This window comes from Psychroserpens sp. Hel_I_66 (assembly GCF_000799465.1).
In the GTDB taxonomy this organism is placed as follows: Bacteria; Bacteroidota; Bacteroidia; order Flavobacteriales; family Flavobacteriaceae; genus Psychroserpens.
Genome location: NZ_JUGU01000001.1, coordinates 2,252,501 through 2,265,834, shown reverse-complemented (window position 1 = coordinate 2,265,834; position 13,334 = coordinate 2,252,501). Strand labels below are relative to the sequence as shown.

General features: G+C 31.8%; 8 protein-coding genes (1 of these 8 cut by a window edge). 5 read left to right on the top strand and 3 right to left on the bottom strand.

What is annotated here, in order from left to right:
- Positions 1 to 38 precede the first annotated feature (38 nt).
- From GQ40_RS10180 to GQ40_RS10170, 3 genes are all read right to left on the bottom strand, one after another.
- On the bottom strand, positions 39 to 1,586 hold the full coding sequence (locus GQ40_RS10180; protein WP_047547962.1) for an OmpA family protein: 1,548 nt from the start codon (positions 1,584 to 1,586) through the stop codon (positions 39 to 41).
- 120 nt (positions 1,587 to 1,706) lie between these two features.
- On the bottom strand, positions 1,707 to 4,139 hold the full coding sequence (locus GQ40_RS10175) for a hypothetical protein (RefSeq protein ID WP_047547961.1): 2,433 nt from the start codon (positions 4,137 to 4,139) through the stop codon (positions 1,707 to 1,709).
- 27 nt (positions 4,140 to 4,166) lie between these two features.
- On the bottom strand, positions 4,167 to 4,766 hold the full coding sequence (locus tag GQ40_RS10170; protein ID WP_047547960.1) for a ribonuclease HII: 600 nt from the start codon (positions 4,764 to 4,766) through the stop codon (positions 4,167 to 4,169).
- Between the two features lie 205 nt (positions 4,767 to 4,971).
- Here GQ40_RS10170 and GQ40_RS10165 point away from each other — a divergent pair, with 205 nt between their 5' ends.
- The 5 genes from GQ40_RS10165 to GQ40_RS10145 form a co-directional block, all read left to right on the top strand.
- Complete coding sequence (locus GQ40_RS10165) at positions 4,972 to 8,088, top strand: SusC/RagA family TonB-linked outer membrane protein (RefSeq protein WP_047547959.1); 3,117 nt, start codon at positions 4,972 to 4,974, stop codon at positions 8,086 to 8,088.
- 12 nt (positions 8,089 to 8,100) lie between these two features.
- Entirely contained in the window at positions 8,101 to 9,519 is a 1,419-nt protein-coding gene (locus GQ40_RS10160) for a RagB/SusD family nutrient uptake outer membrane protein (RefSeq protein ID WP_047547958.1), read from the top strand.
- Between the two features lie 25 nt (positions 9,520 to 9,544).
- Positions 9,545 to 10,321, top strand: coding sequence for a hypothetical protein (locus GQ40_RS10155; protein ID WP_156115568.1), 777 nt, complete (start codon positions 9,545 to 9,547; stop codon positions 10,319 to 10,321).
- A 21-nt stretch (positions 10,322 to 10,342) separates the two neighbouring features.
- Complete coding sequence (locus GQ40_RS10150) at positions 10,343 to 11,173, top strand: hypothetical protein (protein ID WP_047547956.1); 831 nt, start codon at positions 10,343 to 10,345, stop codon at positions 11,171 to 11,173.
- Positions 11,174 to 11,719: 546 nt separating this feature from the next.
- A protein-coding gene (locus GQ40_RS10145) for a putative porin (RefSeq protein WP_047547955.1) crosses the window boundary here: on the top strand, positions 11,720 to 13,334 show its 5' portion. Its footprint extends 350 nt past the window's final position; the window shows 1,615 of its 1,965 coding nt (coding positions 1-1,615); the start codon lies at positions 11,720 to 11,722; its stop codon lies off the right edge, out of view.

Here is a 13,334-nt window from a genome sequence, read left to right as displayed (position 1 = left end):
CATTACTATTTTGGTATTGATTTGGTAATTTGAATAGGCTATTGTTTTATGAATTCTACACGTCTATTTTCAGATTTACCTTCTGCGGTAGAATTATCACCAACAGGTTCGCTTTCTCCTTTTCCTTCGGAAATGAGCCTGCTTCCATCAATTTTATAAACATCAATTAGCGCTCGCCTAACAGCTTCTGCACGAGACTTTGAAAGTTTTAAATTGGCATCATCTGTACCATCTGCATCAGTATGGCCAGCAATTTTTAGTTTGATTGAATTGTCTTGCTCAAGTACTTGTGATATTTGACGTATGATCCCGAAAGATTGTGGTTTGATATTTGAAGATCCAGAATTGAAAAGAATACCATTGGTAGAAATTCTACCGTCACTTAAAAGTTTTTGTCTTAAATCAATACCACCTTCAGCAACTTTAAAATTACTAACATATAGATTTTCTTTATTAATATCCATTCCTCTTAAATGGAGCTTTATGCTTTTCATGGTCAAATTTTCAGGAAGCAACCTTGGGACGTCAACGTATTTTGTCTCGTTGATCCAAACTCTAAAGCGTTGGTTGTTTATGGCTACAGAAATATGATTTCTTTTATTGATCTGTTCTCTAATGTCTACTTGTATTTCATTGCGAATTTCTCTTTTACCATTAATATTATTTTCTATTATTATTCCACGATCAATAAATTGGCATAAAGGAATTTCTGCCATTGCAAAATTGGCACCTGTATCAAAAGAATTATTATCTGATATTAATATTTGAAAATAAGATTGGGAAGACGTTTTGTTATTTAAATCTTTTGTAAGCATATCAAACTCTAAGGTGAACTCTTCAGGAAGATTTTTGATGTCTGGGATGTATCTGGTATTTCTTCCGGAAACGAGCCTAAGCCATTTATTTGAATCGTCATTTATCTTAACGAGCTCACCAGAGCCATTTGTGTTCCATTTTGAAGGGAAATCACCAATAAAGTCTTGGGAAAAATCATCATAAAATATTAGCTTATCACCAGGCACAAAGTCAAATTTACTTAACACCTCTAGAGTATTTGTGGTGTTGTTAGAATCTCCTACTTGATTATCATCGCTTTTGTTTTCTGAATTTGAAAGTTCCTCATCATTGTCCTGGTCACTTGGCTTTTCAGTTCCATCACCTTCATCCTCTTTGTTTTTTCGTTCTCCTAAGAGTAATTCCTTTGAGGTTTTAATACTGTATGTTAGTGCTTTTTTAGCTTTGTTTATTTGTAATGTAGCCTTCCCTTGTTTTAGAATATTCTCTCCATCTAAATCTGATAAAATATCTGGTGCATTATCGCTCAATAAGCTAACATCATCAAGAGCATCTTCTAAAACATCGATGTCTTCGTCTTCCAAAGGGGTTCCAGATTCTGCATATCCATCGTATTTATAAACTTTTTCGTAAAGGTCAAACGATTCTTTTACAAAACCGTCAACACTGGATATGCCAACTCTGCTTTTTGGCCTTTTAATTTTTTTCGTTTGCGAAAGAGCCTCTGGTATAAAACATAATAGTACCAAAACTGCTAATGCATGTTTGAAGTATGATGCACGTTTAAACATTTTTCATAAAATATTGATTAATAGCTGTTTTAAAAGTAATTAATCAAATATTTTAATCAAAGTATGATGTATATGTGGCTAGTATTTATGTGTGAATGGTAATTTTAGATTATGAGGCTATTAAAACTCATATACAATTATTGAATCATCATCTCCTTTTGTTACAATTTCCAGAGCATTGTCTTTATCAATATTGTTAAGTTCTAATTCACTATTGGCATAAACCGGGAAATTTGCAATAGGCTTTGCTTGACTATCAAAAAGAAATCCTCTTTTTGATTGTAAATCTGTAACTGTTACATAAATTTTATCTTTTATATAATAGATTTTTGGTTGTGTATAATCTCCAAAATCTAAATCTATTGTGTTAGATTTTATCGTCAGTTTATTCTCGTTTAAAATTACCAATGTTTTACTTGTTGTTGCAATTTTATGATTAGTATTTGCATTTAGGTTTTTATGGTTTACATTTCCTTTTTGGTTTATTTCTATGAGTTCTCCGTTAGTGGTGGAGGTTGTAAAATTATTATTGTAAAGGTAGATTTCATTATCTGAAAAACTAATATTCTCTTTAACTCTGATTCTCGAGTCTCCAACGCGGTCCAAGATTTCTAATTTATTTCCGTTAGAAAAAACGATATAATCTTTTCGTGCGATTCTAAAATGTTTTGGCTGGGAGGTAATGGTGCTGTTTGCTGTTTTGTATTTAAATCCTTTAACGATTTCTCCATTTTTATCATACATCAACACAGATTTTCCCTGAGTAATCAGTAATCTGTAATTTTTATTATTGTCATAATCATAAACCGAAACGGGCTGTGTTATGTTGTCTTGGAATTTTAAAGGGAAATTGTTAACATCTTTCCCGTTTCTGTCCAGAATATATAAGCGATTTGAAGTGTTAAAAACCAATTGAAGCCTACCGTTTTTGTAGGTGTCAATTTGTTCTATTCTGCCTAGAATTCCCCCTTCAATTTGTTTTTTCCAATATACTTTCCCTTGGTTAGAAATAAGATATAAGTTGTTGTTGATGTCTTGAACAACAATGTTCATTTGGTTATTTGTGTGGTTTTTTACTAGTTGTGGTATCATTAGCAGGTTTGCTCCAATAGAGATATTGAACTCTTCCGTTACACTATTATTATCGCTTTTGTTTTTATGTGTTTTAAAAGCTGCTGCAATGTGTGCAAAATCTGTTTCATAAACAAATTGTATTGCTGATGATTTGTAATTGGAAATATCCAGTTTTTTATCGTCAGTAAAATTGGAGTTCAAAAGCGTGTTTAATTCCGAAGAATTTCCGTAAATTAAGAGTGAGGCTTCATCACTTAAATTTATTTTTAAGTCTTTGTAAGATTTGCTTTCAGCTAAAATATTCTTGCTTTGATAATTAGAAATTATGGATTTCAAAAATTCAATATCATTTGAAAAAACAAAAAAATCATCTAAGTTAATGTAATGGTCTGCAGATTTTATAGATACAAAAGGACTAAAATCATTTATGAAGCTATTGGCATCATCTAATGGGTGCAGCTCGATTTCTCTGTAAGTGTCGCTTGAAACGGTTGGATTTAAATTTTCTAATGTAGAGCTTGGATCAATAGATCGCAAAATAAATGCATCGCTGCCCTCTTGTTTTGCGTAACCAGCTTCAACAATATTTTCGAAAATTTTAGAATTATCTAATATAGAATCTTGTATACCGTGTTTTATTAGGTTTTCTCTAAAAGTTTTGTAATTGTTAAACGTAATACTTGTGAAATTTTTGGTGTTGGCAGGTAAGACTTCAGTAATTTTATTCTCTTGAGGAATTAAATTCTTAAATACATTGATCAAACTTTTTGTTGAGTCACTCGCCATTGTAACCCCATTTATTAATATGGAGTTTTGAGATATGTCACAGTCTATTAAGCTGTAATTTGAAAATTTATATGAATTAAAAGTAGAATCACTTAAAATTTTAAAACCATTTGGGTCTTTTCTGTGATTAATTACTATTGAAACTGTTTTTTCTTTATTAGATGTCTTGAAAATAGCTTCAATATCTGGATCAATTTTACCGTCTGTATTTAAGGTTTTTTCGACAATTTCTACTGAGCTTGATATGAATAGTAAGTTTTTATTTACCTTACTATATAAAGGCTTATCGTTATAAAGCCATTTTTTAATCCCGACTTTATTTTGAAAAGAGGAATCTGCCTTTAGACCTTGAATAGAATCTAAGGTTGTAACTTTTTTAGTGATAGGCAAAATATAGCTAATCTCTAAACTGTCCTTTTGGTTCCGAGAAACTGCAATTAAGCAATAATCTTTATTTATTTGGTAGATAGGGCTAATTAAGGTTTCAAATTCGTTTATTTGAGAATAACCCTTAATTGCTTTTATTAGAGAATTGTTTTTTAATCCGTTTTCTAAACTTTCCGAAGAATTTATTTTTATTATTATTTCGGTGTTTTCAGGAATTAGAGATAATGGTTTTTGAGATTTGGTTTTTGAATTCTCACAATTAAAAAGCAACAACAAGCAAAAAAAGACCAGCCAGATTTTTTTCATTTAAAAAATTTTTACAAATATAAAAAGTTACAATTCTAAATTATATTGTTGTGGCAATAATCTAAAAGATTTTCTATGGTATTTAGTTATGCCATATTTTCTAATGGCCTCCCTGTGTTCTTTGGTAGGGTAGCCCTTGTTTTTTTTCCAATTATACATTGGGAATTCGTCGTGAATCCGTTCCATGTATTTATCTCTGTAAGTTTTTGCTAGAACCGAAGCAGCAGCTATAGACATAAACTTGCTGTCACCTTTTATAATCGTTTCAAAGAGGATATCACCATAAGGCTTAAATCTATTGCCATCAACAATTATAAATTCAGGCATGGTGCTTAGAGAGTCTATAGATTTGTGCATCGCCAATATGGAAGCGTTTAAAATGTTTATAGCATCTATTTCCTTCGGAAGAATATGAGCGTAAGAAAAATAGAGCGCCTCCTTTTCTATAATTGGTTTTAGAAAATTTCTTTTTTTTTCTGAAAGGAGCTTTGAATCATTAAGAATTTCATTTTGAAATTCCACAGGCAATATAACCGCAGCAGCAGTAACTGGACCAGCCAAACAGCCACGCCCAGCTTCATCTGTTCCACATTCAAGCAATAATTCAGAAAAGGAGGATTTAAGCATTAAAATGTTAAAGTTTGAACAAAGTTAAAATTTTAACGCAACCATTTTACATTTTATGTATCTAATAACTAGTAATTCTAATGTGAAACATAGTAAAAACGGTTTGTAACAATTAATTAAGCGTTAACATTTTTTTAGTATAAATACTTGTTTATTTAATATATTATTAAGATGTTTGCGCTAGACTAACTCAAATAATTGTTTTATGAAATTAAAGTTAACATGGTTAATGACGCTTTTTATGGCGTTTGTGATGCAACTCTCTTTCGCACAAGAGAAAACGGTCACAGGAACAGTTACATCGGCTACAGACGGTTTACCGTTGCCTGGTGTAAGTGTAATAGTAAAAGGAACTACACGTGGAGTTCAAACAGATTTTGATGGAAATTACTCTATCAAAGCAAGTACTGGTGAAACATTAGTATTTAGTTTCGTTGGTATGAAATCAAGTGAAAAGAAAGTTGGACAGAGTTCAACACTTAATTTAGCGATGGCTGAAGATTTAGCTGAACTTGAAACTGTGGTAATTACAGGTTATGCTGGTGCTACAAACAGTTCTAAAATCACATCTGCTGTTGCCAGTGTTGATGCGACATCTATTGAGCAGGTGCCTATTACCTCTGTGGATCAAATGCTACAGGGTCAGGCTGCAGGTGTAAATGTTAGTACGGGTTCTGGTCAGCCAGGGCAAAGTGCTACGATTATAATTCGTGGTAGAAACTCTCTTAATGGAGATACTGAGCCATTATTTATTATAGATGGTGTGCCAGTTGATCAAGATAACTTTCGTAGTTTGAATCAGAATGATATAGAAACAATGTCTGTATTAAAAGATGCTGCGGCAACTGCTATTTATGGAAATAGAGGTGCTGGTGGTGTTATTTTGATTACAACCAAAACAGGTAAAAAAGGTTCTGGTGTGAAAATACAGTATAGATCACTTTATGGTTTTTCTGAAATTCCAGAAGCTAAGTTTGATGTGATGAATGCGCAACAGTTTTTAACATTTCAGAGAGACTTGTTACCTGGAGTTCAGTATGGTGACGGTTTATCGGATGCTGCTATCGCAACAATTGCAAATCAAACAAATACAGATTGGTCAGATATCTTTTTTAGACAAGGTAAAACAAGATCTCATGAACTAACAGTTAGTACTGGTGGAGAAAATAGTACTTCATTTAACTCTGTTCAATATTTTGAGCAAGAGGGTACTACTTTAGGTAGTGCTTTGAAGCGTTTTTCTTTTAGAAACAACTTTAATGCAAACAGTGCAGATAATAAGCTTAATTTTTCGACGTCTTTAACTGCAAACTATTCTGTTAGTAATTTCGTTGTTGATGCAGCTAGAGGTAATAATACTGGAGGTCAATTAGACAATCCTTTCATTGTGCCTTACATTGGTTTGCCATATTTGTCACCTTATAATCCAGATGGTTCTATAAATATTTGGGGTACGGGTCCTAGAGAATTAGGTGGTTCTGGTGCGTATTTAGCAAATGGAGAAATAGATATTGCAAACGTTGCTGGTTTTAGAAACACACCGTTTATTGCTTTAAATACTGCAGCTCTAGGTACAGATCAAGAAGCTGAAATTAAAATTGTAGGTAGAATAGCCTTAGATTATAATTTTGCTAAAAATTTAACAGCAGGTGTGTCTTTTGGTTTAGATTACACAAATGAAGAAAGTTTATTTATTAATCCTCCTAACAGTATTAGAGGTTTAACTGTGCCATCTGAGGTTTCATTGGCTAAAGGTTCTCAGTCTGAAGGATATTTTAGAGATGCTAATTTTATTACAAATGCATTTGTTAGATATTCAAACGATCTTACTGATAAATTGAACATGAACGCAGCTGTATTCGCAGAATACAATTATGCAAATACTCAATTCGCTAGTTTTACAGCTCTTGGTTTAAATCCTGCTTTACCTGGTTCGGGTGCTGGATTCTCTGCTGGTAATACAACAGAAGGAGAAGATAATGACATATATAATTACATTCCTACTGTTGGTTCTTCGGAATCTGAATTGGCATTAGCATCAGTTTTTGCAACTGTAGATTTTGATTACGATAATAGATTCGGTTTATCGGCATCTATAAGACAGGATGCGACATCTCGTTTCGTTGAAAATAGAGATGGTGTATTTTACTCTGTATCTGGAAGATGGAATATAGATAATGAGGCATTTATGGAAAATGTTGATTGGTTGTCAACTTTGAAGTTGAGAGCTAGTTATGGAGTAGTAGGTAATCAAAACCTAGGTGCTGCTAGTAGATATATCGGTCGTCAAACAGTTAGCGCTGGGCAAGGTTATCAATTAGCTAATTCTTACCAATTAGGTACATTTATCGATCCAAATATTAAGTGGGAGACTTCAGAACAAACGAATTTAGGTTTAAGTTTTGGTTTCTGGCAGAATAGATTATCTGGGGAGTTAGATGTTTATAATAATCTTACAACAGATTTATTTGCAAATAAGATTTTATCCATTGCAGGAACAGGTAATACTGCAGTTACGACAAACGTAGCAGAAATGAGTAATAAAGGAATTGATTTACAAATCTCTTATGATTTATTAAGACAATCAGATTCTAACCCTTGGGCTATAACTCTTAATGCTAATGGTAACTATAACAACAACACGGTTGAAAGTATTCCTGGTGAATTCGCTGGAACTAACACCCTTAGAATAGCTGAAGGATATTCTGCATTCACTTGGTTTTTACAAAGATGGGCTGGAGTTAATCCTGCTAATGGTGAGCCATTATACTTAGATTCAGATGGTAATTTAACTAATGTTTTTAATGCTAGTGAAGGTGTTTATTTGGATAAAAACTTTGACCCAACTTACACAGGTGGTTTTGGTTTGGATATTAAATATAAAGGCTTTGCTTTAAATTCATTATTTGCTTTTCAAGCAGATCGTTGGAAATTGAATGGTTCTTTAGGTTTAATCGAAGATACAAGTTTGGGAGCTAATTTAAATTTATCTACTTCTATGTTGAATGCATGGACGACTCCAGGACAAATTACAGATATCCCTGCTCAATCATTTGGTGGAGTTAGGTTTCAATCTGGAGATAGATATTTAGAAGATGCTTCTTTCTTAAGATTAAGAAACATTTCACTTTCTTATAGTGTAGATCGTAAAGTTCTTGAACAAACAAAATTATTTACTGGAGTAAGAGTATTTATCCAAGGAACTAATTTGGTTACATGGACTAAATTTAGAGGATTCGATCCTGAAGGAACAGGTTCATCTACATTTTTTGATTATCCTGTGGCTAGAACGTTTAGTTTAGGATTTGATTTAACATTTTAAAAAAAAATAATAATGAAAAAATATATAAAAATTTTAAGTATATCTGTTACCACCCTTTTTATGGGTTGTAGCGATCAACTAGAATTGTTTCCAGTTGACTCACTTGTTGAGGAGACTGCTTACAATACAGTAAGTGACCTTCAGTTTGGTATTAATGGTGTAATTGGTAATTTTGACTTTCGATATGCAATTGGTTTTAATTCCATTTTTACAGATAATACAACTTTAGGAGAAGATACTGGTGGTCAAGATACTAATTATGGTCAGCAAGATTTAATTAGTGCTACAGGTGGTTTTAGTTTTGGCTCAGGTCTATTGTGGAATAATAGATACGCTAATATTAATAATATGAACCGTCTTTTTGAAGCTGCGGCAACTATTACACCTAGTCCTGGAGAACAAGATCAGTACAATAATATTCTAGCTCAAAATTATGCGTTTAGAGCATTGGCTCATTATGAGTTGTTACTTTATTATGGCTTAAATATCCAAAATGGAGATGCATTGGGTGTTCCTTATGTCGATTATGTTTCGGCTGACGCTACACCAGCGAGAAATACAACTGCCGAAGTTTTAGAAGGTAACAATAATGATTTAGATCAGGCAATAGCTTTATTTCCTGAAGGGTTTTCAGACATCAATTTTGCAACTCCTGATTTCGTGAATTTCCTTAGAGCAAGAATCGCTTTGGAAACGCTAAACAACCCAGAAGCAATTAATTTAGCAAATGGGTTAATTGCTGATTATGATTTGGCAAATCAAGCGGAATATTTTGATATGTTTAGAGAAGATGCTAATAAAACGGAGGTTGTTTACAATTTTGATAATGTTCAAGGTTTCGATTATAATATTAATTTTGTTTGGAATTTTAACGGTCAAGGACCTAAATTTGAAATGTCTACTGAATTATATAACTTATTGGAAGATGATGATATCAGAAAGACTGTATTGGTAGATCCAATCAGTAATCCTGCTGAGGGTTTAATAGTTGTTGGTAAATACCCTGAAAATGCAGATTTCCTTGCAATCAATGATTTCAAAGCTATGAGGATTTCTGAAATGTATTTATTAAGAGCTGAAGCATATGCTAAATCAGGCCAATTTACATTGGCAGCTAATGATGTATTAGCGGTGCAAACAGCTCGTAAGAGTTCTACTCCAGAGCCTATTACATTTTCGGGACTACCAGATGCAATTGAACAAATTATTGCTGAGCGTCGTATTGAATTAGCTTTTGAAGCTCACAGGTATATTGATATAAAGAGAGTAAGAAATATTACTAATCAAGGTATTGTGCGAATTGAGGAGTTAGGAGATTGTGGTGGTGCTTATAATTGTATATTAGCCCCAGGTGATAATCGCTTTACATTACCAATTCCTATTGCAGAGACTAATGCAAATCCGGTTATAACACAAGCACCAGGTTATTAAAAAATATAAAGAATAAACAATGATTATGAAAAATATATTAAAATTATGTATAGTATGTCTGTTGTTCGCTTCATGCGAGACGACAGAGTCTCCATTATTTGATGGAACTACTGGAATAGGTTTTGAAAACGATGTTGTTCCAATTGAAATACCAGAAGGAGGCATAACTGAAACATTAAACGTTTTGTCGACAACAATATCTTCAGAGTCTAGAACTTTTGAGGCAGTTATTGTAGAGGCGGTGGATGATGGAGATGATACATCTCTTCCATTACCAGTTGCTAATATTTCAGTAGGTAATGTTGTTATTCCAGCTAATTCTTATGAAGGTACAGTAGATGTCACTTTTACACCAAACGGATTAATGGATTTTCAAAAGTATGACGTTCAGGTTCAATTAGTTGTTCCAGGTGGCGGAAGTGCTTTCCCTCCAGTAACCTTTGATATCTTAAAAGCATTTGATATAACAACTTTTGCTTGTTCAGATTTAACAGTGCAGATAGTTGCAGATAATTTTGCATCAGAGACTTCTTTTGAGATTACAGATGCTGATGGCGTTGTTGTAGTTTCAGGTGGACCATATGACGATGGTACAGCAGGAACTGAATATAATACTAATGTTACTTTAGCTGCAGGATGTTATACGTTTACGATTTTTGATTCTTACGGTGACGGACTTTTTGATGGAAATAACGAGGGGACATATGATTTGTTTTGTGCAGCTCAAACAGTTGTATCTTATGCTTCAGGAAGTGGTGATTTTGGAGACTTTGAGTCAACAGACTTTTGCATAGTAGAATAATAATTATAAAAAACTTATCTTATGAAAAAAATAATAAAATTAATACCTATTTTGCTTTTAGTCGTAGCATTTTCTTGTAGTGATGATGATAATGCAAGATTCGCAAATGATCCAACTACTGGTTGGGTTGAATTCGGTACATCTACTAGCAGTACGACTATTTCGTTGCAAACTGAAACACTAACATTACCAGTTAGTGTTAGAGTACCAATATATGAGAATGGTTTAAATGTATCTTATGAACTACAGCCTGTTCAAGGTGATTTTAATACTATCGTTAATACAGGTAGTGTGTTGAATTTTTTATCTTCAACAGCTTCAACTGTAGATGGTAGTTCTGCTGTTCAAAATATAGTATTAGAATTTGAGAACCTTGATTCGTTGACTGAAGTTATTGTATTTGATGTTGTAATAACTAATGTTGATGTTAATGGAGTAGATATTGGTTTAGATGAAAATAGTATTACTACTTTCAGAGTTTCTACGCCATGCCCATTATTATTTTCTGATAATTATAATGTATCTGTTAGTGCTCTTGGTGGAACTGCTCCATCGCATGATGTTGCTTTAGTTCCTTTAGGTGGGAATCAATTTTCAGTTTCTTCTACTTGGGGACCAAATTTTGTTGCTTGGGCTACTGGAGATCCAGGTTTTGAAGGACAGTTTCCTTATCCTGCTGTTATTACTGTAAATGAGGATTTAACAGTTGATGTTGTTGGTACAGGAAATGCGAATTTAACAGGAGGTACTGGTACATATGATAGCTGTTCAGACGTATTCTTAATTACATTATCTCAAGGTCTTTTTACAACTGATTTCACTGTGGATATTCAAATGACTAGCATTGACTAGTCCGTAGTAAATATTAAAATTATTTATAAAAATCTCTGAAAATTTATTTTCAGAGATTTTTTTATATCAATTTCTTAAATGAGTAGTAATCTTTTTTAAAAATCAAAATATTTTGTTTTAAGACTATTACAATAGTTATGTTTCATTTGCGAATGATTTATAGTTTTTAAGAAAATTATTCCAATAAAAAATAGAAAATTTTAAAGTACTATTATAATTTCTGCGCTTACTATTTTTTTTAATTTTTTTTCCAAAACGTTTTTTATTTTTATCAATTATAGCTTTAAAAAAAGTTGTCAATAAAACGGTAAAAAGTTTGCTGGAATCAAAATTGGTAAAGATATACCGGCTTATAATAATTAATTTTAATTAACGATCCTAGAAATTTTAGAAATTTTAAAATTTTATAAAAACAATAAAAGGGAGTAATATGAAATTACTACCTTTAACTATATTAACGAAATCTCATTAGTAATATATCTTTTATGAATTTAAGAATACCAATGTATTATATAACTGAGTTATATTGAAATATTTAATCTTTATATGAAAGTCTTATTATATGTATTCTTATTCATAACTCTTCCTCAAATAAGTTATACTCAAATTAGAGAAATAAAAGAGAATAAAAGTGAAGTTAGTATTGATAGCACAAAGAGCAACAGCAAAAAGTTTGTTAAAAATAATGGTAAGGAAATTTCAGATAGATCTACAATCGATAATTATATCGTAATACAAAACGATGGTTCTTTTAAGATATTGGATACCTCTTTAACTATCCAAAAGGAATATAAGTTCAATTATTTAAGAAAAGATAATTTTGGCCTTTTGCAATTTGCAAATTTAGGACAAACCTATAATAGTTTAACAAAAGATTTCAGTAATAATAATTTAGCTCCTTTGTTTGGAGCAAGAGCTAGACATTTCAATTATTTAGAAGTTGAAGACATAAAGTATTATGAAGTCCCAACGCCCTTAACCGAGTTATTTTTTAAAACAGCTTTTCAACAAGGTCAGTTGCTTGATGCTTTTTTCACAGTGAATACTTCCAAGCAATTTAATTTTTCAATTGCCTATAAGGGAATGAGATCTTTAGGAAACTACCAACAATCCTTAACAAGTACAGGGAATCTAAGAATGACTGCAAATTATAAGACAAAAGATTTGCGTTATAAAGTAAAGTCCCATATAGCAACCCAAGATTTATTAAATCAAGAAAATGGAGGTCTTACAGATGAGGATACACAAAACTTTATTTCAGGAAATGAAGATTTTATTGATAGATCCGTCTTTGATCCAAACTTTGATAATGCTGAAAGTACCTTAATTGGAAAAAGGTTTTATCTAGATCATGAATATAGCATAATACCTGAAAAAGATTCCTTAGGTAAATCTGTTAAAATTAGAAATATCGTAAATTTTGAAGATAAAAATTTTCAATTTAGTCAAACTTTAAGTGATCCGTTTTTTGGTGATTCTTTCAATCAGAGTAATATCAGGGATAAAGTTACTTTAGAAAATTTTGAAACAAAATTGCATGTCAATTATACAGCTCCAATTATTGGAGAAATTAGTTTAGGAGCAATCTATAATGATATCAACTATGGGTATGATCAAGTCACAATTTTAAATGGTGAACAGATTCCTAATAGAATCAATGATAAGTTGTTTAGTTTGGAAGCTCAATACTTTAATATGTTTGGTGATTTTTCTTTAAACTCGAAAGTTGGAAGCAATATTTCGGGTTCTTTTGAAAATAGATATTTTTTTGCTGAAGTTGGTTACCTCATTAAGGATGATGTGAAAATTAAAGGAACCATCAATTATAATTCGAACGCTCCCAATTATAATCTTTTACTTAATCAAAGTGATTACATCAATTACAATTGGAACAATAAGGATGATTTTAAAAATCAGAACACTTCTAACGTAAAATTGATATTAAACTCAAAGAAACTATTTGATTTATCATTTGAATATATAACCATAGATAATTTTTCTTTTTTCTCTTCGGAAGGTGAAACGAATTCAATAAAACCTAAGCAATTACAACAATCACTTAGTCTTTATAAACTTAAATTGGATAAGGAGATAAAATTTGGCAAGTTCGCTTTAGACAATTCTATTTTATATCAAAATGTTAATGACGAAAGTAATTCTA